The 25386-nt window shown below is 68.7% G+C and carries 31 protein-coding genes; 10 read left to right on the forward strand and 21 right to left on the reverse strand.

Annotated features, from left to right (window positions below):
- Positions 1-23: 23 nt before the first annotated feature.
- The 5 genes from crtI to ACIQJ5_RS09790 are packed head-to-tail and all read left to right on the forward strand — an operon-like array spanning position 24 to position 5439.
- Positions 24-1637 (forward strand): phytoene desaturase family protein, encoded by a 1614-nt coding sequence (crtI, locus tag ACIQJ5_RS09770; RefSeq protein WP_402843259.1) that lies wholly within the window; start codon positions 24-26, stop codon positions 1635-1637.
- Positions 1637-1993: a lycopene cyclase domain-containing protein gene (locus ACIQJ5_RS09775; protein WP_231092136.1), complete on the forward strand. Its 357-nt coding sequence runs from the start codon at positions 1637-1639 to the stop codon at positions 1991-1993. The genes crtI and ACIQJ5_RS09775 overlap by 1 nt, the downstream gene beginning before the upstream one ends.
- Positions 1990-2334 (forward strand): lycopene cyclase domain-containing protein, encoded by a 345-nt coding sequence (locus tag ACIQJ5_RS09780; RefSeq protein WP_402843262.1) that lies wholly within the window; start codon positions 1990-1992, stop codon positions 2332-2334. The genes ACIQJ5_RS09775 and ACIQJ5_RS09780 overlap by 4 nt, the downstream gene beginning before the upstream one ends.
- Positions 2331-3203 (forward strand): prenyltransferase, encoded by an 873-nt coding sequence (locus ACIQJ5_RS09785; protein ID WP_231091973.1) that lies wholly within the window; start codon positions 2331-2333, stop codon positions 3201-3203. The genes ACIQJ5_RS09780 and ACIQJ5_RS09785 overlap by 4 nt, the downstream gene beginning before the upstream one ends.
- A 46-nt stretch (positions 3204-3249) precedes the next feature.
- Positions 3250-5439 carry an MMPL family transporter gene (locus ACIQJ5_RS09790; RefSeq protein WP_231091972.1) on the forward strand — a complete coding sequence of 730 codons (2190 nt, stop codon included), beginning with the start codon at positions 3250-3252 and terminating at the stop codon, positions 5437-5439.
- Between the two features lie 66 nt (positions 5440-5505).
- Here ACIQJ5_RS09790 and ACIQJ5_RS09795 read toward each other — a convergent pair whose 3' ends face one another.
- The 13 genes from ACIQJ5_RS09795 to ACIQJ5_RS09855 form a co-directional block, all read right to left on the reverse strand.
- Entirely contained in the window at positions 5506-6642 is a 1137-nt protein-coding gene (locus tag ACIQJ5_RS09795; RefSeq protein WP_402843267.1) for an LCP family protein, read from the reverse strand.
- 348 nt (positions 6643-6990) lie between these two features.
- A complete protein-coding gene (locus tag ACIQJ5_RS09800) occupies positions 6991-7923 on the reverse strand; it encodes a diacylglycerol kinase family protein (protein WP_231091970.1) in 933 nt (310 codons plus the stop codon).
- Positions 7916-8308, reverse strand: a complete 393-nt coding sequence (locus ACIQJ5_RS09805; RefSeq protein ID WP_402843270.1) for a hypothetical protein — start codon at positions 8306-8308, stop codon at positions 7916-7918. Before ACIQJ5_RS09805 ends, ACIQJ5_RS09800 begins: the two co-directional genes overlap by 8 nt.
- Positions 8305-8922: an Asp23/Gls24 family envelope stress response protein gene (locus ACIQJ5_RS09810; RefSeq protein WP_231091968.1), complete on the reverse strand. Its 618-nt coding sequence runs from the start codon at positions 8920-8922 to the stop codon at positions 8305-8307. The genes ACIQJ5_RS09805 and ACIQJ5_RS09810 overlap by 4 nt, the downstream gene beginning before the upstream one ends.
- Positions 8919-9488 carry an RNA polymerase sigma factor gene (locus ACIQJ5_RS09815; RefSeq protein ID WP_231091967.1) on the reverse strand — a complete coding sequence of 190 codons (570 nt, stop codon included), beginning with the start codon at positions 9486-9488 and terminating at the stop codon, positions 8919-8921. The genes ACIQJ5_RS09810 and ACIQJ5_RS09815 overlap by 4 nt, the downstream gene beginning before the upstream one ends.
- A 76-nt stretch (positions 9489-9564) precedes the next feature.
- Positions 9565-9831, reverse strand: a complete 267-nt coding sequence (locus tag ACIQJ5_RS09820; RefSeq protein WP_231091966.1) for a GlsB/YeaQ/YmgE family stress response membrane protein — start codon at positions 9829-9831, stop codon at positions 9565-9567.
- Between the two features lie 71 nt (positions 9832-9902).
- Positions 9903-10076, reverse strand: coding sequence for a CsbD family protein (locus ACIQJ5_RS09825; protein WP_231091965.1), 174 nt, complete (start codon positions 10074-10076; stop codon positions 9903-9905).
- A 59-nt stretch (positions 10077-10135) separates the two neighbouring features.
- Complete coding sequence (locus tag ACIQJ5_RS09830) at positions 10136-10351, reverse strand: hypothetical protein (RefSeq protein ID WP_231091964.1); 216 nt, start codon at positions 10349-10351, stop codon at positions 10136-10138.
- A gap of 21 nt (positions 10352-10372) precedes the next feature.
- Positions 10373-10990, reverse strand: coding sequence for a hypothetical protein (locus ACIQJ5_RS09835; RefSeq protein ID WP_402843277.1), 618 nt, complete (start codon positions 10988-10990; stop codon positions 10373-10375).
- Between the two features lie 3 nt (positions 10991-10993).
- Positions 10994-11563: a DNA/RNA endonuclease G gene (locus ACIQJ5_RS09840; protein ID WP_402843280.1), complete on the reverse strand. Its 570-nt coding sequence runs from the start codon at positions 11561-11563 to the stop codon at positions 10994-10996.
- Positions 11564-11565: 2 nt separating this feature from the next.
- Positions 11566-11943 carry an NTP pyrophosphohydrolase gene (locus tag ACIQJ5_RS09845; protein WP_402843283.1) on the reverse strand — a complete coding sequence of 126 codons (378 nt, stop codon included), beginning with the start codon at positions 11941-11943 and terminating at the stop codon, positions 11566-11568.
- Entirely contained in the window at positions 11940-12131 is a 192-nt protein-coding gene (locus ACIQJ5_RS09850; protein WP_402843286.1) for a DUF2273 domain-containing protein, read from the reverse strand. Before ACIQJ5_RS09850 ends, ACIQJ5_RS09845 begins: the two co-directional genes overlap by 4 nt.
- Positions 12128-12628, reverse strand: a complete 501-nt coding sequence (locus tag ACIQJ5_RS09855) for an Asp23/Gls24 family envelope stress response protein (RefSeq protein WP_231091959.1) — start codon at positions 12626-12628, stop codon at positions 12128-12130. The genes ACIQJ5_RS09850 and ACIQJ5_RS09855 overlap by 4 nt, the downstream gene beginning before the upstream one ends.
- A gap of 182 nt (positions 12629-12810) precedes the next feature.
- Here ACIQJ5_RS09855 and ACIQJ5_RS09860 point away from each other — a divergent pair, with 182 nt between their 5' ends.
- Complete coding sequence (locus ACIQJ5_RS09860) at positions 12811-13776, forward strand: DNA topoisomerase IB (protein WP_231091958.1); 966 nt, start codon at positions 12811-12813, stop codon at positions 13774-13776.
- Between the two features lie 235 nt (positions 13777-14011).
- Positions 14012-14494: a hypothetical protein gene (locus tag ACIQJ5_RS09865; RefSeq protein WP_402843291.1), complete on the forward strand. Its 483-nt coding sequence runs from the start codon at positions 14012-14014 to the stop codon at positions 14492-14494.
- Positions 14495-14588: 94 nt separating this feature from the next.
- Here ACIQJ5_RS09865 and ACIQJ5_RS09870 read toward each other — a convergent pair whose 3' ends face one another.
- Positions 14589-15374 carry an SDR family NAD(P)-dependent oxidoreductase gene (locus ACIQJ5_RS09870; RefSeq protein ID WP_402843293.1) on the reverse strand — a complete coding sequence of 262 codons (786 nt, stop codon included), beginning with the start codon at positions 15372-15374 and terminating at the stop codon, positions 14589-14591.
- A gap of 109 nt (positions 15375-15483) precedes the next feature.
- Here ACIQJ5_RS09870 and ACIQJ5_RS09875 point away from each other — a divergent pair, with 109 nt between their 5' ends.
- Positions 15484-16119 carry a TetR family transcriptional regulator gene (locus ACIQJ5_RS09875; protein WP_402843296.1) on the forward strand — a complete coding sequence of 212 codons (636 nt, stop codon included), beginning with the start codon at positions 15484-15486 and terminating at the stop codon, positions 16117-16119.
- Positions 16120-16140: 21 nt separating this feature from the next.
- On the opposite strand, the gene ACIQJ5_RS09880 is transcribed toward ACIQJ5_RS09875, so the two are convergent.
- Positions 16141-16572 carry a hypothetical protein gene (locus ACIQJ5_RS09880; RefSeq protein WP_402843299.1) on the reverse strand — a complete coding sequence of 144 codons (432 nt, stop codon included), beginning with the start codon at positions 16570-16572 and terminating at the stop codon, positions 16141-16143.
- Between the two features lie 365 nt (positions 16573-16937).
- On the opposite strand from ACIQJ5_RS09880, the gene ACIQJ5_RS09885 reads away from it, so the two are divergent.
- A complete protein-coding gene (locus ACIQJ5_RS09885; RefSeq protein WP_402843302.1) occupies positions 16938-17762 on the forward strand; it encodes an NAD(P)-dependent alcohol dehydrogenase in 825 nt (274 codons plus the stop codon).
- 46 nt (positions 17763-17808) lie between these two features.
- Here the strand turns inward: ACIQJ5_RS09885 and ACIQJ5_RS09890 are convergent, their stop codons facing one another.
- The 5 genes from ACIQJ5_RS09890 to ACIQJ5_RS09910 form a co-directional block, all read right to left on the reverse strand.
- Entirely contained in the window at positions 17809-18636 is an 828-nt protein-coding gene (locus ACIQJ5_RS09890; RefSeq protein ID WP_402843305.1) for an SDR family NAD(P)-dependent oxidoreductase, read from the reverse strand.
- Positions 18637-18714: 78 nt separating this feature from the next.
- Positions 18715-20274, reverse strand: coding sequence for a class I adenylate-forming enzyme family protein (locus ACIQJ5_RS09895; RefSeq protein ID WP_402843308.1), 1560 nt, complete (start codon positions 20272-20274; stop codon positions 18715-18717).
- 27 nt (positions 20275-20301) lie between these two features.
- Complete coding sequence (locus tag ACIQJ5_RS09900; protein ID WP_402843311.1) at positions 20302-21534, reverse strand: thiolase family protein; 1233 nt, start codon at positions 21532-21534, stop codon at positions 20302-20304.
- 61 nt (positions 21535-21595) lie between these two features.
- Positions 21596-22531: a hypothetical protein gene (locus tag ACIQJ5_RS09905; protein ID WP_402843314.1), complete on the reverse strand. Its 936-nt coding sequence runs from the start codon at positions 22529-22531 to the stop codon at positions 21596-21598.
- Between the two features lie 22 nt (positions 22532-22553).
- On the reverse strand, positions 22554-23534 hold the full coding sequence (locus ACIQJ5_RS09910) for a fumarylacetoacetate hydrolase family protein (protein ID WP_402843317.1): 981 nt from the start codon (positions 23532-23534) through the stop codon (positions 22554-22556).
- Positions 23535-23701: 167 nt separating this feature from the next.
- Between ACIQJ5_RS09910 and ACIQJ5_RS09915 the strand changes: the two genes are divergently transcribed.
- On the forward strand, positions 23702-24436 hold the full coding sequence (locus ACIQJ5_RS09915; protein WP_402843320.1) for a GntR family transcriptional regulator: 735 nt from the start codon (positions 23702-23704) through the stop codon (positions 24434-24436).
- 271 nt (positions 24437-24707) lie between these two features.
- On the opposite strand, the gene ACIQJ5_RS09920 is transcribed toward ACIQJ5_RS09915, so the two are convergent.
- Entirely contained in the window at positions 24708-25292 is a 585-nt protein-coding gene (locus ACIQJ5_RS09920) for a VanZ family protein (RefSeq protein WP_402843323.1), read from the reverse strand.
- Between the last annotated feature and the right edge of the window lie 94 nt (positions 25293-25386).

Genomic DNA, 25386 nt, shown 5'->3' on the forward strand with positions numbered 1-25386 from the left:
AGCGGGAACGAAGGCGGTTCACGATGAGCCGAATCACGATCATCGGTGCCGGAGTCGCCGGACTCGCCACCGCCGGGCTTCTCGCACGCGAAGGCCACGAGGTCACGGTGCTGGAGAAGAACGACGTGGTCGGCGGCCGCGCGGGCTGCCTGGAACGAGACGGATTCCGTTTCGACACCGGGCCCTCGTGGTATCTGATGCCGGGCGTCTTCGACCACTTCTTCGAGCTGATGGGAACCTCCACCGCACACGAGCTCAACCTGGAGCGTCTCCGCCCTGCCTATCGGGTGTTCCGTGAGCCGTCATCTCCCGGTGCCCGGGCAGAGGAGATCACCGTCCCCGCCGACAGCGCAGGCATCGCCGCGCTGTTCGACGGTCTCGAGCCCGGCTCCGCCGCACGCCTGGAGGAGTACCTCGCCTCGGCCCGGCACGCGAACGACATGGCGGTGAAGCACTTCCTCTACAACCCGTTCACCTCGGTGCGCTCGCTGCTGCGCCCGGAGATCCTTCGGGCGCTCCCCCGGCTCGCGAGTCTTCTGCTGAACCGGCTCGACCGGTTCGCGGCGCGCCGCTTCCGCGACCCCGCACTGCGGCAGATCCTCGGCTACCCCGCCGTGTTCCTCGGCACCGACCCGCGACGGGCCCCGGCGATGTATCACCTGATGAGCGCTCTCGATCTGGATGAGGGCGTGCGCTACCCGCAAGGAGGATTCGCGAACCTGGTGACCAGGATCGCGGCGCTCGCCGAGTCGGCGGGCGCGCGGATCGTCACCGGTGCGTCCGTGGAGCAGATCCTCACCACCGCGAGCGCGAGCCCCACCGCCCGCCGGGCGCAGGTCACCGGCGTGCGATGGGTGGACGATGCCGGCATCCGCCATGAGCTGGATTCCGACATCGTCGTATCCGCGGCCGACCTGCACCACACGGAGACGCGTCTGCTGCCCGAGGCCCTTCGCACGTACCCGGAGCGCTGGTGGCGCCGGCGTACGAGCGGACCGGGCGCGGTGCTGGTGATGCTCGGCGTTCGGGGTGAGCTCCCCCAGCTTCCGCACCACTCGTTGTTCTTCACGGAGGACTGGGACGCCAACTTCGACGCCGTGTTCGGCCAGCACGGTGCGATGCCGGATCCGGCATCGCTCTATGTGTGCCGTCCGTCCGCCACCGATCCGGAGGTCGCGCCGCCAGAACATGAGAACCTCTTCGTGCTCGTGCCGGTTCCGGCCGATGTGCGGCTGGGGCGCGGCGGCCCCGACGGCACCGGTGACCCGCAGATCGAGGCGGCAGCCGACAGGGCTATCGATCTGATCGCCCGGTGGGCTGATGTCCCCGACCTGCGCGAGCGCATCGTCGTGCGGGAGACGACGGGGCCCGCTGACTTCGCCGACGACTTCCACTCGTGGCGCGGCGGCATGCTCGGCCCCGCGCACATCCTCTCCCAGAGCGCGATGTTCCGCGCGCAGAACGCGTCGCGACGCGTCGAGGGCCTGTACTACGCCGGTGGCACGGTAGCCCCGGGGGTGGGCGTGCCGATGTGCCTCATCAGTGCGGAGATCGTGCTCAAGCGCATCCGTGGCGACCACTCCGGCGGCCCGCTTCCGACGCCTGCTCCCGCGAGCGTCGCGGAGGCGGTGCGGTGATGGGCCTGCTCTATCTCATCGCACTGCTGGTCTCCCTGGGCTGCATGCTGCTCATCGACCGTCGGTTCCGGCTCTTCTTCTGGCACGACGCGTTCGCCGCGACGATCGTCACGGTCACCGGAACCCTGTTCTTCCTGCTCTGGGACATCGCCGGCATCGCGTCGGGGATCTTTCTGCGCGGGGACAGCGGCTTCGCATCCGGAATCGTGCTGGCTCCGCAGCTGCCGCTCGAGGAGCCCGTCTTCCTGATCTTCCTCGTGGTGTGCACCATGATCGTCTACACCGGCGCCGTGCGGCTGATCCGTGCGCGCAGGAGCGGACGACCGGCTCCGGGGCCGAGGGAGCGGACTCGATGAGCTACGCCACGCTGGCCGGGCTGTTCCTGCTGGCGGCCGTCGTCGTGGCCGTCGTGCTGCGCGTGGCAGCTCGCCGCAGCCTCACGCCACTCGCCCTGATCACGACGATCGTCGTGCTGGCCGCGCTCACCGCCGTGTTCGACTCCGTCATGATCGCGGCGAGCTTCTTCCACTACGACCCGTCCCAGCTCCTCGGGATCACCATCGGGCTCGCCCCGATCGAGGACTTCGCCTATCCCCTCGCGGGGGCGATTCTGCTTCCCGCGCTGTGGGGGCTGCTGACCACGCGCGGACACCGCACCGAGCTCACCGGTCCGGACGGCTCAGGAGAGAGCCGATGACCCGCACACCCGGCATACTGAGCCAGACTCTCCTGGCATCGCGCCCCGTCAGCTGGATCAACACCGCGTTCCCGTTCGCTGCGGCGTACCTGCTCACCACACGCGAGATCGACGTGATCTTCGTGGTCGGAACGCTCTACTTCCTGATCCCCTACAACGTGGCGATGTACGGCATCAACGACGTCTTCGACTACGCGTCCGACCTCGCCAATCCCCGCAAGGGCGGCATCGAGGGCGCCCTACTCCCGCCACGTCTGCACCGCGGCGTCCTGTGGACCGCGGCCGTGTCCAATGCGCCGTTCCTGGTCTTCCTGGTCATCGTGGGCACGCCGATGTCCTGGCTGTGGCTCGCCGTGAGCGTCTTCGCGGTGATCGCATACTCCGCGCCCGGGTTGCGGTTCAAGGAACGCCCCTTCCTGGACTCGATCACCTCGAGCACGCATTTCGTGAGCCCGGCCATTGTGGGGTTCTCCCTCGCCCACGCCGACGTCACGGCCGGGATCGCCATCACGCTGTGCGCGTTCTTCCTCTGGGGGATGGCGGCGCATGCGTTCGGCGCGGTGCAGGACGTGGTTCCCGATCGGGCAGCCGGTATCGGGTCCGTCGCAACGGTGATCGGAGCTCGGGCGACGGTGCGTTTCGCCATCCTGCTGTGGCTGCTGGCGGGGCTCCTCATGATCTTCACTCCCTGGCCCGGCCCGCTCGCCGCGATCCTGGCCGCGCCCTACATCGTCAACGCCCTCCCCTGGTGGAACGTCACGGATGAGACCTCCCCCGCGACGAACCGCTCCTGGCGCCGGTTCATCGCCCTCAACTTCCTGGCGGGGTTCCTCGCCACTCTGCTCCTCATCGGCGTCTGGCTGCGCTGAATCCGGCGCCACCCATCGCCTCACCGACCGCCCGAGAAAGGTCACCATGTCCGCACCCGCACCCGCCGCTCATCGCGCACCGGACAGGCGCCGCCGCTCCTGGCTGCGCGTCCTCCTCCCCGCAGCGATCATCCTCGCGTGGCTCGTCGCTGCAGGCCTCGGGGGGCCGCTGTTCGGAAAGGTGAGCGAGGTCTCCTCCAACGATCAGACCACGTATCTTCCGGCCTCGGCCGAGGCCACCGAGGTGCAGGCGCTGCTCGGCGACTTCAACGACAGCGAGGCAATTCCGGCCATCGCGGTCTTCGTCGGCGATGCCGAGCTCTCGGCTGACCAGAGGGCCGCCATCACGGACGCCGTCGCCTCCGCCCCTGATACCGATGGTGTCTCCACCGACGTATCACCGGCCCTGCCCTCCGAGGATGGCCGTGCGATGCAGGCGTTCATCCCGATCTCCAGCGGCGCCGACCTCGGGGACACCGTGGACGCGCTGGGTGCACAGCTACGCGAGGCCACGCCCGACGGCGTGACCGTCTACATCACGGGTCCCGCCGGATTCAGCGCTGACCTCGTTGCCGGCTTCGCCGGGATCGACGGCCTGCTGCTGGGCGTGGCGCTGCTGGCGGTGCTCGTCATCCTGGTGCTCGTGTACCGCTCTCTCCTCCTGCCGGTCGTCGTGCTCTCCACCAGCCTGTTCGCCCTATGCGTCGCTCTGCTGACCGTCTGGTGGCTGGCGAAGGCAGGCGTGCTGCTGCTCAGCGGGCAGACGCAGGGCATCCTGTTCATCCTCGTCATCGGCGCCGCAACCGACTACTCGCTGCTGTTCGTCTCGCGTTTCCGTGAGGAACTGCGTGTCACCCATGACAAGGGCGCAGCGGTGATGACCGCATGGAAGGGATCGTTCGAGCCGATCGTCGCATCCGGCGGTACCGTCATCGCCGGCCTTCTCTGCCTCCTGCTCAGCGACCTGAAGTCCAACAGCACACTGGGACCGGTGGCCTCGATCGGCATCGTGTTCGCGATGCTCGCGGCGCTCACGCTGCTACCCGCCCTCCTGCTGCTCTTCGGCCGCGCTGCCTTCTGGCCGCGCCGCCCGAAGTTCGAGCCCGAGATCGTGGCCGCCGAAGACGGCATGCCCTCGCGTGGAGTGTGGGCGAAGCTGGCTCAGCTCATCCGCCGCCGGCCCCGTGTGATCTGGGTACTGACGACCGTGGTGCTCCTGGCGGGAACCGTCGGTGTCACACAGCTGAACGCCTCGGGCGTTCCCCAGTCCGACCTCGTCATCGGAACGTCGCAGGCGCGTGACGGTCAGGTTGCCCTGGGCGAGCACTTCCCCGGTGGCTCCGGAAGTCCGGCCTACGTCGTGGCGGCGGAGGGCTCGCTGCAGGAGGTCGCCGATGTGCTGCTCGCCAGCGATGGCGTGGAGTCGGTGAGCGTGACGGCGAAGAACTCCCCCAGCGGTTCAGCCCCGGTCACCACGGACGGCATTCAGCCGGTCGGAGCACCCGGTACTCCGGCCCCATCCCCCACCGTCGTGGACGGCGACGTCCTGCTGCAGGCCACGCTCACCGATGCCGCGGACTCCGATGCGGCAGCCGCCACGGTGCGGGACCTGCGCGCCCAGCTCGATGGGCGAGGCGCGCTCGTGGGTGGCGTCACCGCCACCGCCATAGATACGAACGACGCCTCGATCCACGATCGCAACCTGATCATCCCGCTGATCCTGGTCGTGATCATGCTCATCCTCATGCTGCTGTTGCGGTCGGTGCTGGCTCCCGTGCTGCTCATCGTGACGACGGTGCTCTCCTTCGGCACGGCGCTCGGCGTGTCCGCGCTGGTGTTCAATGGGATCTTCCAGTTCCCCGGAGCCGATCCCGCGGTGCCGCTGTACGGCTTCGTGTTCCTCGTGGCCCTCGGTATCGACTACAACATCTTCCTGATGACCCGCGTACGCGAGGAGTCGCTGAAGCACGGAACGCGCGACGGAGCGATGCGCGGGCTGGCCATCACGGGAGGCGTGATCACCTCGGCGGGACTCGTTCTGGCCGCCACGTTCGCAGCTCTGTCCGTCATTCCGATCCTGTTCCTCGTGCAACTCGCCTTCATCGTCGCCTTCGGCGTGCTCCTGGACACCTTCGTGGTTCGCTCCCTTCTGGTTCCCGCCCTCACGTACGATCTCGGTCGCGTGATCTGGTGGCCGTCCCGGCTGGCGCGACAGCACGAGGACGCCTCCCGCTGACGACATCGGCGAGAACGTCGAGAGGGCACCGTGCGATCACGGTGCCCTCTCGACGGCGCGCGGGTGTCAGCCGCCGGCGCAGGTGGTCTTGTCCGCGGTCTGACCGCGCACGTCCGGCCCGAGGGTGACGGCGGTGTCCTCGGGGGGTGCGCTGCCTTCGTCCGGTGCCGCGGACGTGTCGCCGCCCTCGGGCGCATCCTGCTGCTCGTCGCTCGCCGGGGCGGCATCCGAGCCACCGAGACGCACGGGCTGGTCCGCGCGCAGGGCGGCCCACAGGGTCTCCGCCTCGAACGACGGCTGCACGCGGTTGGTGTCATACGGGTAGTCCTCGGCGGGCATCTGCAGAAGCGTCATATTGCCGAGGTCCACGGTGGCCAGCGTGCTGGCGAGCCCGACCAGCGTGCCCGTGTCGCTCAGCGCGGAATCGACCTGCACGGAGCGCGTCGCGGCGTCGGCGAGGCTGAACAGGGCAACCGGGTTCGCCAGCGTCCCCGCACTCTTCACCTTGCGTGCGAGCGCCGACAGGTAGGTCTGCTGCGTGTGGATGCGGCCGAGATCGGACCCGTCGCCGATGCCGTAGCGAGTGCGGACGAACGCGAGTGCCTCCGTGCCCTGCACCGTGTGCGGGCCGGCGTCGAGGAACAGTCCCGAATCGGGATCCGACACCGGTTCGGCCAGACACACATCCACACCGCCCACCGCGTTGGTGATGTCGATGAAACCGTCGAAGTTCACCACGACGAAGTGGTCGACGTCGATGCCGGTCATCTCACGCACCGTGTCCAGGGTGCAGAACGGACTCACATCGAACGCGCCGTTGATCTGCGCCACGTCCTCGGCCGGGGACGTCGACCCGTCCGGATACGTGCACTCCGGACGCGCGGTCATCGTGTCCCGGGGGATGCTCACCAGGGTGGCATCGGTGTGCGCGGCGTTCACGTGCAGCAGCATGAGCGTGTCCGATCGCGACCCCTCGACGTCATCGTCGCCGTACGTGCCACTGGTGAGACCGGCACGGGTGTCGGAGCCCATGATGAGCAGGTTGACCGGCCCCTTCCAGTCCGGTACCTCGACGGTCCCACCCTCCGGGCGCTCCACGCTGTTCGCTGCGATATTGTCCGAGACCCGCGCGAACAGGGTCGCGACATAGATCCCTCCCGCCGCGATCACGAGCACGGCGACCACTGCGAACGCCACGGCCATGCGCCGGCGACGATACATCCGCCTCCTCGCCGCCTCCGACCGCGCCGCGGCGCGTGACCCTTCGGCCAGATCCACCGGCTCATCGGAGTGTGGGCTGCGTATCGGGTGCTGGGGACGCCGCATGTTTCCTGCTTCCATCGGGTCGTCGGCACGGGCATCTCACGCATCCGGACCGACGTTCGGCTCCGGCGAGCACGCGCGGTGCCCGCCGGTCGGGGGAACCGTCAGTGTCCGCCACCGGCGCGCAGCGAAGCGAACCCGCCACACCACTCGGACGAAACGCTCAGGTGATCCCCACCGGACCCAGACCGGTGACCGGCGCCGGAAGGCCCGCGACCGAGCTTGTACTCAGCGCACGCGCAGGGCGCCCGGCTGGACGCTGATCTCCACCCGAGTCGCCTCTCCGACCGTGTCACCGTCGACTTCGAACATCCGCGGCTCGCCGAGGTCGACCGCGAGGGACGCGATCCGCTTGCGCACAGTGCTGGCGCTGCTCGCGTCGTCCTCCGGCACCGCATCCCGGCTGAAGAAGCGCTTGATGCCGTGGTCCCACATCATGTTGCGCATCGTGTCCATCCAGCCCGCGACGCCGTCCGCTTGCAGGACGAGGAGATCCAGCGCCCCGTCCGAGGGGTCGGCGTCGGGCAGCAGCGCGATGCCGCCCTGCAGCATGCCGCAGTTGCCGACCAGAAGCGTGTGCGCCTTGTCCTGCGCGGCGTCCTCGCCGTCCACGCTCAGGCGGATGTCGATGACGCCGCTCGCGGAGAGGGCGCGGCCGAGCGATTCGACGTATGCGAGCCAGCCGGCGCGATCCTTCAGGTCGTCGTTCGTCTCGGTGATCATGTGAGCGTCGATGCCGAACCCGGCCATGACGGCGAACGCCCGCCGCTGCACGTCGTCGGCCACGTGAACGTCCGCCCAGCCGATGTCGATCGTGGTCGCCTCGTTCTCGAAGGCGCGCGACACCGCCGCGGACACGTCGTTCAGCGGCACGCCGAGGTTGCGGGCCAGGAGGTTGCCCGTACCCAGCGGCACGATCCCGAGATCGGCCGCGGCCCCGGTCTCGGCCAGGTGCTCGGCCACAGCGCGGATGGTTCCGTCTCCCCCGGCCGCGAGGATGAGCGAGGCACCGGCTGCCAGAGCGCTCTGCGTCGCGCCGCGGCCCGGATCATCCTCCGTGGTCTCGAACCAGGAGACGTCGACGCCGTCGGGCAGCGCTGCTTCGAGCTCCTCACGCGTGGTCTTGGACGGGTTCCAGACGATCGCCGTGTTGTCAGTCATGGGCATTCCGATCTCCTGCAGGCGTAGACGGCTTCGGTGCAGCGGGCGCGGCGTCGTCGATGTGCACGACCGTCACCCGCACGTTCGCGCGCCCGTCTCCATCGTGCCGGAACTGCGTCGCGATGGCATCATGCACGCGGCGAACGGTCTCGCGTGCACCGAACCCGGCAGACACCCCGATGGAGACGTCGATGCTCACTGCGTCATCATCGCGGTCGAGAACGACCAGGCTCTCGTTCCCCTCGCGCAGGCCGAGAGCGCGAGCGGCGGTGTCGGCAACGCGTCCGAACGCGGAGCCGGAGCGGAAGAACCCGCTCACGCCGGGTGTCGCCGAGACGATCGACTCGATGCGGACGACGAGCTCATCATCACGAACCGCGCTCATCGGGTCTCCTCGGTCGGGCTGCTCGGGCGGCGAAGGTCCTGCACGAGGACGTCGATGCCGACGACGTTCAACTCAGTATGCGCTCGCAAGCGGGTACTGATGGCACCGCGCAACCGCGACACGAGATCGGGAATCGGTGCACCGTAAGCCACGCTGACCTCCACCTTCACGGTGATCGGCGCACCCGGCGACGCCACGTCGCCCTCCAGCACGCACCGCCCGACCAGTGCGCCCGGGACGTCCCGCTCGGCAGCGCGCACGACCCCCCGCACTGCGCCCTCGGTCACGCCGAGATCACCGCTCGCATCGCCGGTGATCGGGATACGCCGTCCCGCGCGGGCATCGAGGGCGATCCCGGAGAGCACGCGGTGCACCCAGCTCTCCTCCACGGGCGCTGCCGCGGCGGCATCAGCCTCTAGCAGCTGCGCGCTGATGCCGCGAAGCCGCTCCAGCGCATCGAGCGCGATCCGGCAACCGGGAGACTCCTCGATGGCGGCATCGCGCGGGGTGCGATTCGCGTCGAGGTAGTCGGAGAGCTCCTCGATGGAATGCCCGTCCAGGTCCTGCGGCTCCAGCCCCAGTGCCGGGAGCGGAGGAATATCGTGTTCGTTCATCGCCACTGCTCCATCTCAACGAGGATGTGTTTGCGCGCCCGGGCCAATAGTCCGCGCACGGTGGAGACGGACAGCTCCAGCTCGTGCGCGATGTCGTCGTACGAGTAGCCGCCGAGCTCGCGCAGCACCCAGCATTCCCGTTGCTGCGCGGGAAGGCGCCCGAGCGCCTCACCCAGCGCCACGACGCCGGCACGCGCTTCCGCGCGACGCGACGGCGACTCGTACGCCGGAGCGGGTGCCTCGATCTCCGTCACGTCCGCGTGGGGACGTGACGCGCGCAGGCGATCGATGGCCTTTCGGCTGGTGATCCGCAGCAGCCAGCCACGCACCCGGCCCGGATCGTCCAGTTCCGGCAGCTGAGCCCAGGCGGTGATGAACGCATCCTGCACGACGTCATCGACCTCCAGCGTCCCCGGCAGGATCCTCGCCGCGTACGCGCGCATCGTCGGTGCGAACCGCCGCACCAGCGTGCCAAAAGCCGCCGTGTCCCCATCTGCTGCGCGTCCGGCGACGATCCTGTCGTCCGCGCCCGCAAGCGGATCCGATGATCGCTCCGTCCGATTCATCTCTCCCCCTCCGATCCGTTACTCCCCCACGGCACGAGGTGTGCTCCCGCGGCGGCGTGCACCGCGGGAGCAGACGTCACGCTTTGCGGCCCCGACCGACGATCAGTCCGTAGATCAACAGCACGAGGATCGAGCCGCCGATCGCGAGCAGCCACGTGGTCAGCGAGAAGAAGCCCTGCAGATCGACGTTGAACAGCACGCCGCCCAGCCATCCGCCGAGCATCGCCCCGACGACGCCGAGAAGCAGTGTGACGAACCAGCCGCCGCCCTGCTTGCCCGGCAGGATCAGTTTGGCGATAGCCCCGGCGATGAGCCCGAGGATGAGGAAGCTGAAGAATCCCATGGTCGTGTGTCCTTTCGATGTTCTCGGCGAGCAGTGGCTGCGCGGCACCGGGCCGCGCAGCCACTGTCTCGTCACTTCTTGAACGTGTCCTTAACGTCCTCGACGGCGTCCTTGAGGTGGCCCTTGGCCTGGTCGGCCTTGCCCTCGGCGACCATCTCGTCGTTACCGGTGACCTTGCCGACGGCCTCCTTCACCTCACCGGTGACCTTGTCGGCTGCGGCCTTGATCTTGTCTCCAGCACTCATGACTTTCCCCTTCTCTCCGTTCCGGGATATCCGGACTTGGCAACCGCTGACGGTCGCGCCTACGCGCGGCCGAGCTTGCGGCCGGTCTTCTTCATCGCCTTGCGCGCCTTCTTCGCGGCGCGCTGACGTGACTTCCGTGCTTCCGGACTCGTCCACAGCCGCTCCAGCTGATGGCGCAGGTCCTCATAGTTCTTGCCGCGCGACTTCGCCGATTCCACGCCTACGAAGTAGGCCGCCACAGCGATCACCGCCACGAGCAGGATGTTCTTTCCCATTGCGTTCTCCCTTCTGACCCGTCACCTGACCCGCGGCTGGTCCGCCGCCAGTCGTGCCCGCACGCTGGTGCGGATCGAGATGTAGACGGGAAGGTCCCGTCCGGTCATCACCGCCAGCGCATCCGTTGCCCGGGTGACCAGGTCGGCTACCGCCGCCGGTGATGTCCTCTTCCGCGGTATCACGTCCACGTGCAGGATGTCCTGACCCTTGACACGAGCGGTGCTGATGCGACTATGGACGATCTCCTCCCGTCCGGACAGGGCGTGACCGATGACGTCCGAGGCGAACGCGGGACGCACCACGACCCCGCCGAGATCATCTTCCGCGGCTGTCACGCGCAGCACCGGCGTGCTGGTGGTCCGTCCGAGATGGGCGATGATCACCACCGAGACGACGACGACGGCCACCGCCACAGCGACGGCTGCGATCGCGAGCCAGCTCACCGCGCTGTCGCCCGGCAGCCGTGTCGCCGCGTCCGCGTCGGACAGCCAGTCCCGGGCTGCGCCGAGCAGGTCCCCCCAGACCCGCCCGGCGTCGCCCCAGGTGCTGGCCGCGACGGCAGCGCCCCCGGCACCCAGGAGGATCATCCCGACAACGAACAGCACCACACGATTGACCGCACGATTCGTCTCGTTCATGACTCACTCCTGTCCTCTCTGATCGGCCACCACGCGTGCGTGCACGCGCAGCGGCGGAATGCGACAAGCAGCCAGCGCCGCTTGCGCAGCCGATCCCACCTCGGCGGCGGTGACGCGCCGCCCGGCGCTGGTGCGCGCGGTGACGTCGAGGGCGCGGTGTCCCACTCCCACCACCACGTCGCCGGCGCTCATGTCCAGGCTCCGCCGCACCTCTTCGGCCACAGCCGACGCGATGACGCTGTTGTCGGCGACCGCCACACCCGTGACGTCGAGACGGTGTCGCGCCCGGCGCCCCGGAGCAACCGAGAGCACGACCAGCGCCGCCCCGATGACGGCGACTGCCGCCGCTCCCGCGACCACGGCCGCTCGGGGAACGAGGTCGGGAACGCTGACGAGCCACTGCATGATCGCCCCCGGCGTTGCGAGCAGCGCCGGGCCTCCGGCCATGTGCAGGATGAGCTCGGTCGCAACCCACAGTGCGACGACCGAGACGATGATCAGTACCAGGACCACCGCCGCGGACCGAGGCGAGTGCGTCTCGCGACGCACGATGCGCTCCATGATCGTTGCCACCTCTACCTCACCCTTCGCCGTTGCTGCACGCGTGCGCCGGTGATCACCACGGTGATGCGCCGGATGTCGCGTCCGGTGAGCACTCCGAGTCGCTCCGCCAGCTCGCGCTGGATCGATCGCACTCGCTCCCCCACCGGCACCAGCGAGCGCAGCGCTTCCTCGTCCAGGGGGTCGGCAACCGGCAGTTTCGTCGCGAGCCGGACCGTGATCCCGTCCGCGGCGTCGGAGAACTCCACCTGCACCTGCGTGCGCTGTACACCGACCACCGCCGCCGAAGCCTCGCGAACCACCTTCTCGATGGCACGCTCGTGCACCCGTACGACGCCGCGTACCGGTGTGACCGGTGTGGTCGTCGCGGATTCAGCGGTGGCGATGCTCATGACGAGGATCGCCGCCCGGTGAACACCCGCAGGAGTTCACGCACGTCCAGCTCGCCACTGGCGATACGGGCGACGATCGCACCGGCCGCCATGAGCACGAGCACCAGGAGGAATCCCCAGAACCCGAAGGCGAGCCCCGCGAAAGCCAGCACCGCGCCCAGCAGGGCACCCGTCATCGTGGCGCTCATGACACGCGCGGCTCGGACTCCTCGGCGGAGTCATCTGCGGGAAGGTGGACGTCGTTCACGTCGATGTTGACCTCGACGACCTCGAGTCCGACGAGCTGTGTGATCGCGGCGGTCACGGCGGAGCGCACGTTCTCGGCGACCTGCTGGATGGGCGACGGGTATTCCACCACGATCGTGATGTCGGCCGCGACCTGCGTCTCCCCGACCTCGACCTTGATGCCCTGCGTGAGGTCGGTCGCGTTGACAGCGTCACGGATCGCGCCGAGAGCGCGGGCACCACCACCGCCGAGGGCGTGCACACCGCTCACCTCACGCGCCGCGATGCCGACGATCTTGGCGACCACCGCATCGGCGATCGTGGTCTGACCAGCGGTCGTCTCGGCGACGGAGGTCGAAGCCCCTCCGGTGCCCCGGTCCACTCGCGGCGACCCTGCTGCCGCGCGTGCCGCGGTCGAGGCCTCCGTACCAGCGTTCGTCTTCGACTGTTCTGCAACCATCGTCCTTCTCCTTCGTGCTGGGCGCATCGTTCCTGCGCCGAACCGACGAGCGAATCGATCGCTCTACTGGTATGACGAGGGTCGCCGCCCGGATGTCACAAAAAAGTTCTCCGGAGATCTCGATGAGCGGGCGACGGGCCACCGGCTTGACATCTGTACCGTGCACATGAGTGCATACGAACATGACCGAGCGCGTGGGATGGCGACGGATTCGCCGGGGACGCGGCTTCGAGTACCGGGACGAGAGCGGGCACCGGATCACGGACGAGGTGGACCTCAGCCGGATCCGGGCCCTGGCCATCCCGCCGATGTGGCGCGATGTCTGGATCAGCCCCGATCCTGACGCCGATCTGCAAGTGACGGGAGTGGATGCGGCGGGACGGACCCAGTACCGCTATCACGAGTCATGGACGCAGCAGGCTGCCGAGGAGAAGTTCAACCGGGCGCTCGAGCTCGCCGACGCGCTCCCCGCGCTGCGCCGTTCGGTGACGCGCGACCTCCGTGCTCCCGGCCTGGAGCGCGCCACGGTTCTCGCAGCGGGAATCCGGATGCTCGACACCGGATATCTGCGGATCGGATCGGAGGCGTATGCGCGCGAGCACGGCAGCATCGGGCTCGCCACGCTGCGCTGCCGCCACGTCCGTGTGGAGCAGGGCATCGTGACCCTGGCTTTTCGCGGCAAGAGCGGGGTCCCCTGGGAGTCGCGCATCTCGGACGCCGACCTGGCGCCGGTCCTGGAGCGGCTGCTGTCACGCGGGCCCCGAGCGCGGCTCCTCGCCTGGAGTGCCGGCCGGGGTTATCGGCTCGTGCGTGCTGCGGACATCAACGACGACCTGCGAGCGCGCACCGGCGGTGATTTCACCGCCAAGGACTTCCGCACCATTCACGGCACCGCCATCGCGGCGGCTGCGCTGGCACGGGCGGGAGTGCAGAAGGAGGAGCGCGCACGAAAGCAGGCCGTGGTGGAGGCGGTGCGCGAGACGGCCGCCGCTCTCGGCAACACCCCGGCCGTGGCGCGATCCAGCTACATCGATCCGCGTGTGCTGGAACTGTTCGACCAGGGGCGCGTCGTCGAGCTGAACGGGCGCGGCGTGGAGTCGCAGCTGCGGGAGATCTTGCGCGACGCCGAGTGGCCCGAGCACACCTGATCCCGGTTCGCGGCGGACCACCGCTGGCCGCACGGTGCGAGCCCCCTCCCGCCGGACCTGTGAGACATGCTTACGGGTGTCATGCCACGCACCGGTGTCGAGACACCGATGCCAGATCACCTGAGCGCACGCGCTCCTAGCGTTCCGATCCGCCGCCGTCAATGGCGTGCGCGGTTTCGCCGCCCCCGCTTACGGTCACCTGAAAGCTGCATCGCAGCCGACAGGAGGAGACGACATGGAAGATCAGACCAACCCCGTGTTCCCGGTCGATGGAGAGCCCGGCGAGACGGATCCCCTCATGGCCGACGCACTCGACGGAGCGACGACGGACGGGAGTGACAACGGCGAGACAGCGGTCGACGGCGGCTCGACCGACACCTCTGCCGAGGACGACACGCTGAGCACCGGTCTCGACAACGGCTCGGGAGATCCCGGCGATGACCGCGCGTTCCTGATGGATCAGGTGCCGGCCGACCTGTCGGGTGCGCCGTCGGACAATGCCGATACACCGGAGTCGGACGTGATCGCCGGGGCGACCGGCGGGAACGCTGCCGAGGTGGCGGACGGCAGCGGACCGGATGAGGACGACGCCGAATCGTGGGGTGCCGAAGACGGTGGGAGCGAACGCGACGAGGCCAGCCGGGCCGACGCTGCCGAAGCTCTCGGGCTGGGCGTCGAGGACGGAGACGACCCGCTCGACGACGGCGCAACGCGCTGAATGAGCAGGGCGGGGGTGTGCGAGACTCCTCGCACACCCCCGCCCTGTGTCGGCGTTTCCCCGGCCACGATGACGCCCGAACCGGCGTCGTAGCTCAGAAGTGCGTACCCCCGTCGATGCGCACCTCGGTGCCGGTGATGAACGTGCCGTCGTCGCTCGCGAGCATGGCGACCACGCCGGCCACCGTCTCCGGGCCCGCGAATCCGGCACCCAGTGCGGGCTGCAGCTTCATGAAGAGCATCATGTCCGCATCTTCCGGCAGGCCCGGGCCCTGGCTCTGCTTGCTGGCACCCGAGCCGTCCGTCATGCCGGACGAGATCGAGCCCGGCTGGACCGCGGTGAAGCGGATGCCCTGCTTGGCGTACTCGGCGGCGAGGGCGTGGGTCATCGACTGCACGCCGCCCTTGCTCGCGGCGTACGCGGACATGTACGGGTGGGCGAACATCGCCGAGGTGGAGCTGAAGTTCACCACGGCGGCGCCGTCACCCTCGAGCAGCGCGGGGATGCACTCGCGAATCATCAGGAACGTGCCGACCAGGTTGATGCGCAGCACCTGCTCGAACGATTCGAGGGTGGTCTCGTGCGTGTGCGACGAGCGGAGGATGCCGGCGGCGTTCACGAGCGCGTCCAGGCCGCCCAGCCACGCGACCGCATCCGCCACTCCGGCGCGCACCGAAGCCTCGTCGGCGATGTTCACCACCACCGTATGCAGGCGCACGGCGGCGTCGCCGGCCTTGGCCACGGTGTCGGCGAGCCCGGCCTCCGAGACATCGGCCGCGACGACGCGACCTCCCTCAGACAGCATGCGCAGCACGGTGGCCTGTCCGATGCCGGACCCTCCGCCGGTGACCAGCGCGCGACGACCTTCATAGCGGTTCATGATTCAACCCTTCGATGATGAGAAGACTGCACGACATGTCAGGTTGGCAGATCGTGCCATATAGTCCAACCCTGACACTACTCCCCCTATTCCTCGTAGGCTGAACGTCATGGATGCCGCGCCCACGTTGACCGAGAGGCGTCGACTCGCCACCCAGTTGGAGATCGCGGAGGCGGCCGCGCGTCTGTTCGGGCAGCGCGATGCCAGGACGGTCACCGTCGAGGAGATCGCCGCCGCCGCAGGGGTGTCTCCCCGAACCTTCTACCGCTACTTCCCCACGAAGGAGGATGCGGTTGCCCCGCTGCTCAGCGTGGGCGCCGCCACGTGGCGGGCCGCCATCGAAGAGGCCGACGACCTCGACGTCCGCGACTCGATCGCACGAGCCATTGAACGCGTGCTCACCCCGCTGGATGAACCGGATGAGGCTGCGCTTGCGCTCACCCGGGGCCTCCTGCGCTCCACGCTGCAGGATCCTGCGCTCTGGGCGGTGTGGCAGCGTGTCAACGCCGATTCCGAAAGGCTGCTCGCCGCCGTCATCGCAGCCCGGCTGGGCGCTGCCGGTCACTCCTCTCCGCCCGAGACGATGCCGGCGCGCCTCCTCGCGGCGGCGGCGACGGCTGCGATCCGCATCAGCCTCGAAGGATGGTCGGCCGACGATGCGCCGGCCACGCCGCCGGCACAACTGGCCGTGCACGCGTTCGCCCAGCTCAGCTCGGGGGTTGCCGGAGCGATCCGCGGGGAGTGAGCGGTCCGCTCGACGAGGACGCTAGAGGCTCATCCAGCAGTACATGTTCTCGCCCCGCTGCTGCGTTGTCTGGGCCAGTCCGCGCCACTCACGGAGCATGTCGAGAAGCTCGGCGGGATCTTCACCGCCCCAGAACTCCTCCGTCTGCGACCACGGCCCCACGACCTCGGCCAGCTTCTCATCGGAAGCGCACGCCACGGCCTCGGTGAACTCGGCCGGCAGCCACACCACCCACGCGGACTCGTGATCAGGCGCCGTGATGAGCCGCGCCCACGACGGACCGGCCGTCACCTCCTCGTAGGTCTGCCCGGTCAGCAGCGCCATCAGAGTGCCGGCCTGAACCGTGGCCTCGACGGCATCCAGGACGGGGGCGAACGAGACTGGCCCGTCGTCGACGGCCGCAGCCGCCGTCGCATCATCCGTTGCTCCGAAGGAGGTATTGATCGTGCCCACGTTCTTCCTCCTTCCGAGAGGTCTGCTGTCGCGGAGCCGGCGCGGTGCGCCGGCGAAGGCGAAGGCGAAGGCGAAGGCATCCGACATCGAGGAGATATCCGCCGACCCCGGCCGGCGGCACTGTTCAGCGCTCGCCACCCGGCGCTGCTCGACCTGGTCCATGATGGGATCGCGACCGTCCGGGCGGACGGAGCGCGCGTCTCGTGACGCCCGCGAGGAAGGCGGAAACATGAACGGGCAGATGATGGCGGCGATCGTGGACCGCTACGGGCCGCCGGAGTCCATCCGCATCGAGACGCTCCCGCAGCCGGTTCCGCGACAGGGCGAGATGATCGTGCGGGTCGAGGCCGCGGCCGTGACATCCGGTGACGCCCGGTTGCGAGCCGGCCGGTTCCCCCCGGGGGTTTGCGCTGCCCGCGCGACTGGCAATCGGCGTCCGCGGCCCACGGCACACAATTCCCGGCGTTGTGTTCGCCGGGCGTGTAGTCTCACGCGGCGCCGGTGTCGACGACTTCGCGATCGGCGACCGGGTGGCGGGGCTGACCGGCGCGCGCCTCGGGGCCCACGCCGAGTACGTCGCGGTGCGAGCGAGTGCCGCGACCCTCATTCCCGAGAGCGTGAGCTCACCCGATGCGGCGGCCGCGCTCTTCGGCGGAAGCACTGCGCTGAGCTTCCTCCTCCACCGCGCTCAGATCGGGGAAGGCCAGTCGGTGCTGGTGAACGGCGGCTCGGGATCGGTGGGCACCGCCGCCATCCAGCTGGCCGCCCGGGCCGGGGCTGCCGTCACCGCGCTGAGTTCGGCCCCCAACCACGAGCTTCTGCGACGCCTGGGAGCAGCCGAGACCATCGACTACCGGACGACACCCGCGGCAAGCGTTCCGCAGCGCTTCGATGCCATCCTCGATGCGGTGGGGAACCTGCGCCGCTCGGACGGCCTCCGCCTCACCGCGCCGAGCGGCAGCGTGATCCTGGCGGTGGCAGGGCTGTGGGACACCGCCACGGCACGGGGCCGCGTGATCGCGGGCCCCGTCCCGGAGCGCCGTGAGGACTTCGCGACGATTCTCGCGCTGGTCGCGAGCGGCGACTTCGATCCGCTCACCGAGGTCATCGGCGGACTGGACGCGTTGCCCGAGGCGCACCGACGCATCGACGCGGGGCGGAAGGTCGGCAACTTCGTCGTCACTCTCTAGGCCGCACCGCCCGTCTGCACCCCGTACCCATACGGCGGGCGTCCTCTCACCCGGCCGAGATCCAGGGCCGGGTGAAGCCGAGCACGCGGCTTCCGTCGGTATCGGCGAGCGAGACGCCCACGAACGAGGTCGCCCCCGCCGAGCTCTGCCACCGGAATCGGTACTCGTCCGCCCGCGCCGCATCGGCGATCGCCGCACCGGCGGATTCGGGTGTCTGAGCGTTCGCAAAAGCCCCCGACGTCCGCGCAATGTACGCCTCGAGCAGCGCCGCATACGGCCCTCCCCGCTCCGGACGAACAGCATTGGCGACGAACGCGCTGGCCACCGCTGCGGGCTCGATCACGCTGACACGCACGCCGAAACGTTCGGCGACGACCGCCAGCGATTGCATGAACCCTTCGACGGCGAACTTCGCGCCGCAGTATGCATCGGCGAACGGCTGCCCCACCGCACCCCCGACGCTCGTCACCGTCACGATCCGTCCGCTGCCACGCTCACGCATTCCCGGCAGGACGAGCTTGGTCAGATTCACCGGAGCGAGGTAGTTGATGTCGAGCTGCTCCTGGATCTGCCGGATGCTCAGCTGCTCAGCCGTTCCGACGGCGCCCTGCCCCGCGTTGTTCACGAGCACCTGGATGCCGCCGAGCTCTGCTTCGACCTCGTCCACGAGCCGGGCCGCAGCAGCGTGATCAACCACGTCGAGAGCACGGACGTCGATCTCCACCCCCGCCGCTGCCGCAGCGTCCCGCAGCGGTGCTGCACGCTCCACATCGCGCATCGTGGCAACGACGTGCAGCCCGCGACGGGCGAGCTCCACCGCCGCGTGCAGGCCCATACCGGATGAGGTTCCGGTGATCAGTGCGACTTCCGTCATGCGTGAACAGTAGCCCCCGGGGGACTATGGATGCACGCACTGCCCGCTGCGGTCGGCACCACGCCTCACACACGCTCCCTAGATGCGTCGGCCGCTGGCGGTCCAGTACGACTCGCGCACCGCACGCTTCAGCACCTTGCCCGTCCCGCTGCGCGGAAGCTGCTCGACGATATCGACCCGTTTCGGCGCCCGCACGCTGCCGAGACCAGCCTTCGCCCACGCGATCAGCTCCTCCGGCGTCACGCTGTGTCCCCGTGACAGCTCCACGACGGCCACGACCATCTCCCCCCAGTCGTCGTGCGGCGCCCCGATCACCGCACAGTCGTTCACCGCGGGGTGGCTCCAGATCACCTGCTCCACCTCGCTCGGGTAGACGTTGAAGCCGCCGGAAATGATGAGGTCCTTCTTGCGATCCGTGACCGACAGGTAGCCATCGGCGTCGATGTGGCCGATGTCGCCGGTGTGCAGCCAGCCGTCGACGATCGTCTCGGCGGTCTTCTCCGGGTCGTTGTAGTAGCCGCGCATGACCAGGTCTCCGCGTACGCAGATCTCCCCGCTCACACCGACGCCGACGGGATGCGCGTCGTCGTCGCGGATCTCGACCGACAACAGCGGCCCCGGCCTCCCGCAGCTGTTCAGTCTGTCGTCGGGGGCCAGCCGGCCGTCCACGAAGCGGTCCTCGGGCGTCGCGAAGGAGATCGCCGCGAAGGCCTCGGTCTGGCCGTATCCGCCCATCAGGACCGGGCCGAAGACCTCGATCGCACGCTTCAGTTTCTCGACCGACATGGGCGCTGCGCCATGAGCCAGATAACGCAGCGATGAGAAATCACGGGTCTGTCCGTCGAGCCAGTCCAGCAGACGGTAGATCGCGGTCGGTGGAAGGAACAGGTCAGTGACCCCGAAGCGCTCGATCGCCTCCACCACGGAGGCGGGGTCCGCCCGCTCGATCAGCACGACGGTGCCGCCGCGGGCGGTGGTCTGCAGGCTCAGCACTCCCGCGGTGTGCGTCAACGGCGCGGCCGCGAGGTTCACCTTCGGATCCGGCTCCGCGTACCGGAAGGCGAGGAGATGGTGGGCACACGCATTCGTCAGCGAACGATGGCTGTTCATCACACCCTTGGGCAGTCCGGTCGTGCCGCCCGTGGGCGAGATCATGACGATGTCGTCCGGGTCGTAGCCGACCGCCGGTCTCGTTGCGGGCTGGTGCCGCGTCCACTCATCGAGTGACGGGAACGTGCCACGCTCGTCCGCATCGATGCACACGGTGAGGCGGATGCCGGGAACCAGCTCGATGATCTGCCGCGCCTCGTCGCGCATCGTGCTGTGAAAGAACAGCACGGTGCAGTCTAAGCGCCGCATCAGCTGCGCGGTGGTCGCCGATGGTTCGCCAGGGTGAAGCGGCACCCAGGTCTTGCCCGCCCGCCAGATGCCGAGCACGCAGATCCACGCCACAGGGTCGTTGGGGGCGAGCACCGCCGCGTGCACGTTTGCCGGCAGTGCAGCGTCCAGCAGTGCGTGGGCGATGCGGCAACTGAGCTTGCCCGCCTCCTCGTAGGTCCAGTGGCGTTCGCCCATGACGTATGCGGTGCCGCCCGGGTTCTGGCGCCAGCCCCGGTCGAACAGGTCGATGACAGACATCCGTGTCCTCTCATGATCGTGACGGCATCATCGCCGCCGGTTCTGCAGAATCGTGACGACCGCGACGGCCTCCTCGCCCGTCACGAATCCGCCGCCGTTCTCCGCGAGCGCGATGCGCGCACCCTCCACCTGGCGGGCTCCGGCCTCGCCGCGCAGCTGGGCCACCAGCTCGAACACCTGACCGAGTCCGGTCGCGGCGAGCGGGTGGCCCTTGGATTCCAGGCCACCGGAAGTGTTGATCGGGATCCGCCCGCCGAGCGAGGTGACTCCGGCTTCCGCAGCCGGCCCGCCCTCCCCCATCGCGACCAGTCCCAGCAGCTCGCTCACCAGCAGCTCGCCGAAGGCGGTCGCGTCGTGCACTTCTGCCACGTCGACCTCTGCGGGGCCCACGCCGGCGCTCTCGAACGCGCGCTGCCCCGCGAGGCGCGTGACGTGACGGGAGAAATCGTCCGGTGCGCGAGTGGTGCCCGTTCCCACCGCACAGGCGAGCACTTCGATGCTGCGATCGCCGGCGAGCCGACGCGCCACGGGCTCACTGCACACGATCACCGCCGCGGCACCGTCGGTGAGAGGCGAGCACATGGGCACGGTGAGCGGAAACCCGAGCGGACGTCCGGCCAGCACGTCCTCGATGCTCATGTCGCGGCGGAAGTGCGCCAGCGGGTTCGCCACCGAATGCCGGTGGTTCTTCGCCGCCACGGCCGCGAGCTGACGCTGCGTGGAGCCGTAGGCGGCCATGTGGGAGCGTGCCATGGCCGCGTAGATGTCCATGAATCTGCTGCGCGGGCCCACGGCGCTCAGATCGACCTCGCCACCGAGGTCGCGAAGGATGCGATCGAGGGCGGCGGGATCCGAGACGTCGTACGCGCCGTCGAAAACGGTCATGCTGCGCATCCGGTCGCCGACGTTCATCTTCTCGACGCCCACCGCGAGCGCGATCTCCGATTCCCCGGCCCGCACGCTGGTGATGGCGAGGCTGAGCGCGGACGATCCGCTTGCACACGCGTTCTCGACGTTGAAGACCGGAACGCGCTCGAAGCCCATTCGCCGCAGTGCGACCTGGCCGGGCACCATCAGCTGACCCTCCAGAGCGCCCTGCGTGGCGTTGGCGAAGAAGACGCTGTCGATCTCGGCGACGGCGATCCCCGCGTCGTGCAGTGCGTCATTCACGGCGCGAGCCGTGAGACCGCCGACCGTGTCGTTCTCGTGCACCCCGAACGGCGTCATGCCGACGCCGGCGATGTGGGCATTGTGACTCATGCGCACTCTTCCTGTGTGAGCGGGCATGCTGCGAGAGCGAGCCCGCAGCATGCCCGGCGGATCAGACGATCTCTCGCAGCACGGGCCCCAGAGCAGCGCCCGGCGCGTCGGTGGGGTGCGCACGAAGAGCCTCGTACATCCGCTCGACGCTCCACTCCTGCAGTTCCCGTCCGGCCGCCTCGCGCAGTCGCGGCGGCATGTCCTCGCGACCGACGAAGGGCACGTGCAGCAGCTCGGCAACCGAGAGCACACCGCCGCGTTCGGCGACCTGCTGGGGCGTGACCCCCTCGGCGTGATCGACACGGGCCTGATCGAGCGCGGCGAGCAGCTTCGTGCGCCAGTAGTGCAGGTCCTCGCGCTTGAGCGGGTCGGAGTGCCCCTGGACGTACCAGTCGACGTCGAGTGTCTCCAGGAGCGCGATCGTCGTGAGCCAGGAGATCGGATTGCCCGACTGGATGGCGGGGGTGGTGCCGGTGTCGGCGATGAAGGCGACCCGGTCGTCGACGGCATGCACGATGGTCGATCCCATGGTGTGTCCCGGCGCCTCGAACAGCGTGAATCGCTTCCCGCCGAGCGCGAAGTTCATCCGTCCGCGATACGTCATCGTGGGCCGGGCCATCTCGAAGGCATCGATGAACGCCGGATCGGAGTCCGGATAGTAGCCCCAGGTGCGCATGGCCTCACGAGCGGCCTCGTCGCTGTCGAGGCCCGCCGCGGTGGTCTCGGAGGTGATGAGAACCTCGGGCTGCAGGATGGGTGCGGACACGGCGTGATCGGAGTGGTGCTCACAGTAGATCTGGAAGCGCAGCGCCCCCTTGGTCGCGATGAACTCCTTCCACACGGCTGCCCGTCCCGGTGACATGGGACCGTCGATGGCGACACAGCCCTCGTCGGTGACCACGAGGCCCGAGTACGGATAGGTACCGAAGACGTAGACGTCATCGCTCAGGCGGATGAGGCGAGGGTCGCCTTCCAGGGCGGGTGCTGCTGCGTTCATTTCTCTCTCCTGTTCGCGGTTGTTACGGCTTCGGTACGACGTACTGGGTCAGAACGCCGATCTTCTCGATGTCGAGCTCGACGAGAGCCGGGCGCGGCAGGCGTCGACCGATCTCGAAGGACGACCCGTTGCGCACGGTTCCGGTCCCCCACACCTCGCCGGCGACGATCTCTTCGCGTGCGCTTAGCTGGACCACCGCTTCGGGGAAGGAGTGCAGCATCTGCGAGGAAGAGCCCTCGCCCCACACCTCACCGTTCACGCGCACGCTCATGCGCAGCGCACCGGGATCGCCGATCTCGTCCCGCGTGACCACGCAGGGTCCGAACGGGTTGGAGTGCGCGAAGTCCTTCGCGTTCCCGTGCGCTCCGGCTCCGGCCAGGGCGTTGCGCGCCTGGACGTCGCGCAGCGACCAGTCGTTGTAGACGGTGTAGCCGAAGATGTGCGACTCGGCATTCTCAGGCGCGATGTTCGAGCCCGTGGTCCCGATGACGGCCGCGAGTTCGAGCTCGTAGTCCAGGTACTCGCTGTCGGCGGGCCACTCCAGGACGGCGTTCGGTGCGGATACCGTGGCGGGGTCGCGTTCCGCGAACTGCACCGGGGTGGAGGGGTCGTACAGCGCGTTGAACGCGCCGTCCATCTGCCGATAGAACTCGCCGTACGAGTGCGGAGTCCGGGTGTTCTCCGTGAGCCAGCGAGCGGTCCGGGAGATGCTCTGTCGCAAATGGCTGACCATCAGTCCGCAGTCGCGCATACGCCGCGGAGTGAAGGGAGCGAGCAGAGTGACGACATCACGCATCACGAGAGCAGACTCGTCGATCTGCTGGTACGCCTCCGCCGCGCGGTCGAGCGCGCGTTCTCCCCCGTCGATCAGAGCGAGCATGGACGCGAATGCCGGGTCGTCGGGATAGCGAGCGGTGAGGTCTGTGTAGGTCTCACCATCGTTGTTGTCGACGCCGAGGCGCGGTCTCAGGTCCCCGGGGCGGTGGAAGGTGACGAACTTCATCTCTTGCTCCTTCAGATTCACAACGTGAGTTGTGGAAACAACGTGACATGTCACGTAAGCATGTCTCAGATGTTACGACTGTGAATCAGGGATCGCAAGAGGGGTAATCTGTGTTCGAAGGCGCGGCGGCCGGAGCCGCGCGAGCGATCTGACGGGAGAGTGGCTGGATGTCCGCATCGGCGCAGCGCGCGGCGACAGGAAGCGAGCTTCCACTGTCTGAGGTGGCTTACAACCGGATCCGAGACGACATCCTGTCGTGCCGGCTCGCACCGGGCGAGAAGGTGACGGAGCGCGGGCTGGTCGCCGACCTCGGCATGAGCATGGCAGCTGTGCGCAATGCGATGACGCGCCTCGACCAGGAGGGACTGCTGATCACGCAACCGCGCCAGGGGTCGGTCGTCGCACCGCTGTCGCTGCACTCCGTGGGCAAGCTCTTCGACTTCTGGGCACTGCTCGCTCCCGAGATCGCGCGCACCGGAATTCCCGCACTGTCCGACGATCAGCTCGCGCGGGTGGTCGAGAACGGATCACGACTGAGCGCCCGTGTGGTTCCCGACGACGATGCCGCGACGCGCGAGAACCTACTGACCGCGATCGATGCTGCCCTGCACATCTTCACGCTGCTCGCCGAGGCCACGGAGAACTCCTACCTCATCGCAGCGCACCGTCGTCTCATCGGCGAGCTCAGCCGCGTCTGGCGGCTGGTCATCCAGTCCGAGTTCGACGAACTCGGCGGCCGCGTGAGCGCGCTTCAGGACGTCGTGCGCTTCGTCGAGGCCCGCGATGCGGAGCGCAGCGCAGAATTCCTGCGCACCCACATCGAGGCATCACGACGGCGGGTACTGAGCGCCCTCGCGCGCTGGCCCTCCGTGAGCAGGTCGGAGATCACCGTCGTGCGGTGACGCGTCCGTGCGCTTCACCGCGTGCCCCGGCGACGACGCCGCGACGCATCCGCGTGAGCGTGCGATCGGAGCACGGAGCACGGCCGCGTGTTGCAGCGCCGCGAACCGGGAGACCTCCCGTGCTCCGCTGATTTCCCCTCAGCAACGTCCCCACGTGGAGGCTGGAGGCCGCACCCTCTGCCGGCTCGGACTGCTCGTGAATCCGCTCGCGCGAGCGGGCTCCAGCAGCCCGGGACACGGACTGCCCTCACACGGTGCTTCCGGGGTGATGTCAGGATCGGAGCGACACCGCCTCGGTCGTGTCGACGACGGGAGCCCAGCGAAAGTGCGCGATCAGACGCGCCAGCGCGGGCACGCGCAGGAGCAGCACCAGCAGACCGTATCCCAGCATGCCGCCGGCGACGTTGCTGACGAGGTCACTGGCGTCCGCGATGTGACCGCCGCCGAACAGCTCCTGCACCGCCAGCTGCGTGAGCTCGATCCCGAGGCTCGTCGCGGTCACTGCGATGAGGACCTTCCACCAGGTCGGTCGTGCGAGCACCAAGGTCAGCAGCATGCTGAGCGGCACGAAGATGAGGGCGTTGAGCACCGCATCCCCGATCTCGTAGTCGACGAACGGCACGAACACCACACCGGTGTACCAGGGCTCGGCGCGGGGGCTGACGTTCGCGTAGATCGGAAAGACGGTGTTCGCGACGATTCCCGCTGCATACACGGCGAGCGCGGCCGCGACAGCGACCCGGCCGGGGCTGACCAGACGGATGACGGCCAGCCGCCACAGCAGAAGCCCGAAGACGAGGATGCCGAAGGGGATGACGATCGGCAGCATCGGGAGCTGATCGAAGTGGTCGCTCATGATCGTCCACGCTATCGACGCCGCCCTGCGAGATCTCCGTGCGGTCGCCTGCCTCGTTTCATTGCGCGCGATTGGCTCCAGAACCTGCGGGATA

The organism is Microbacterium sp. GXS0129, assembly GCF_044769785.1.
GTDB lineage: Bacteria > Actinomycetota > Actinomycetes > Actinomycetales > Microbacteriaceae > Microbacterium > Microbacterium nymphoidis.

Coding starts and splice junctions, on each gene's coding strand:
- crtI (WP_402843259.1), top strand. CDS start 24: ATGAGCCGAATCACGATCATCGGTGCCGGAGTCGCCGGACTCGCCACC.
- ACIQJ5_RS09775 (WP_231092136.1), top strand. CDS start 1,637: ATGGGCCTGCTCTATCTCATCGCACTGCTGGTCTCCCTGGGCTGCATG.
- ACIQJ5_RS09780 (WP_402843262.1), top strand. CDS start 1,990: ATGAGCTACGCCACGCTGGCCGGGCTGTTCCTGCTGGCGGCCGTCGTC.
- ACIQJ5_RS09785 (WP_231091973.1), top strand. CDS start 2,331: ATGACCCGCACACCCGGCATACTGAGCCAGACTCTCCTGGCATCGCGC.
- ACIQJ5_RS09790 (WP_231091972.1), top strand. CDS start 3,250: ATGTCCGCACCCGCACCCGCCGCTCATCGCGCACCGGACAGGCGCCGC.
- ACIQJ5_RS09795 (WP_402843267.1), bottom strand. CDS start 6,642: ATGGCCGTGGCGTTCGCAGTGGTCGCCGTGCTCGTGATCGCGGCGGGA.
- ACIQJ5_RS09800 (WP_231091970.1), bottom strand. CDS start 7,923: ATGACTGACAACACGGCGATCGTCTGGAACCCGTCCAAGACCACGCGT.
- ACIQJ5_RS09805 (WP_402843270.1), bottom strand. CDS start 8,308: ATGAGCGCGGTTCGTGATGATGAGCTCGTCGTCCGCATCGAGTCGATC.
- ACIQJ5_RS09810 (WP_231091968.1), bottom strand. CDS start 8,922: ATGAACGAACACGATATTCCTCCGCTCCCGGCACTGGGGCTGGAGCCG.
- ACIQJ5_RS09815 (WP_231091967.1), bottom strand. CDS start 9,488: ATGAATCGGACGGAGCGATCATCGGATCCGCTTGCGGGCGCGGACGAC.
- ACIQJ5_RS09820 (WP_231091966.1), bottom strand. CDS start 9,831: ATGGGATTCTTCAGCTTCCTCATCCTCGGGCTCATCGCCGGGGCTATC.
- ACIQJ5_RS09825 (WP_231091965.1), bottom strand. CDS start 10,076: ATGAGTGCTGGAGACAAGATCAAGGCCGCAGCCGACAAGGTCACCGGT.
- ACIQJ5_RS09830 (WP_231091964.1), bottom strand. CDS start 10,351: ATGGGAAAGAACATCCTGCTCGTGGCGGTGATCGCTGTGGCGGCCTAC.
- ACIQJ5_RS09835 (WP_402843277.1), bottom strand. CDS start 10,990: ATGAACGAGACGAATCGTGCGGTCAATCGTGTGGTGCTGTTCGTTGTC.
- ACIQJ5_RS09845 (WP_402843283.1), bottom strand. CDS start 11,943: ATGAGCATCGCCACCGCTGAATCCGCGACGACCACACCGGTCACACCG.
- ACIQJ5_RS09850 (WP_402843286.1), bottom strand. CDS start 12,131: ATGAGCGCCACGATGACGGGTGCCCTGCTGGGCGCGGTGCTGGCTTTC.
- ACIQJ5_RS09855 (WP_231091959.1), bottom strand. CDS start 12,628: ATGGTTGCAGAACAGTCGAAGACGAACGCTGGTACGGAGGCCTCGACC.
- ACIQJ5_RS09860 (WP_231091958.1), top strand. CDS start 12,811: ATGACCGAGCGCGTGGGATGGCGACGGATTCGCCGGGGACGCGGCTTC.
- ACIQJ5_RS09865 (WP_402843291.1), top strand. CDS start 14,012: ATGGAAGATCAGACCAACCCCGTGTTCCCGGTCGATGGAGAGCCCGGC.
- ACIQJ5_RS09870 (WP_402843293.1), bottom strand. CDS start 15,374: ATGAACCGCTATGAAGGTCGTCGCGCGCTGGTCACCGGCGGAGGGTCC.
- ACIQJ5_RS09875 (WP_402843296.1), top strand. CDS start 15,484: ATGGATGCCGCGCCCACGTTGACCGAGAGGCGTCGACTCGCCACCCAG.
- ACIQJ5_RS09890 (WP_402843305.1), bottom strand. CDS start 18,636: ATGACGGAAGTCGCACTGATCACCGGAACCTCATCCGGTATGGGCCTG.
- ACIQJ5_RS09895 (WP_402843308.1), bottom strand. CDS start 20,274: ATGTCTGTCATCGACCTGTTCGACCGGGGCTGGCGCCAGAACCCGGGC.
- ACIQJ5_RS09900 (WP_402843311.1), bottom strand. CDS start 21,534: ATGAGTCACAATGCCCACATCGCCGGCGTCGGCATGACGCCGTTCGGG.
- ACIQJ5_RS09905 (WP_402843314.1), bottom strand. CDS start 22,531: ATGAACGCAGCAGCACCCGCCCTGGAAGGCGACCCTCGCCTCATCCGC.
- ACIQJ5_RS09910 (WP_402843317.1), bottom strand. CDS start 23,534: ATGAAGTTCGTCACCTTCCACCGCCCCGGGGACCTGAGACCGCGCCTC.
- ACIQJ5_RS09915 (WP_402843320.1), top strand. CDS start 23,702: ATGTCCGCATCGGCGCAGCGCGCGGCGACAGGAAGCGAGCTTCCACTG.
- ACIQJ5_RS09920 (WP_402843323.1), bottom strand. CDS start 25,292: ATGAGCGACCACTTCGATCAGCTCCCGATGCTGCCGATCGTCATCCCC.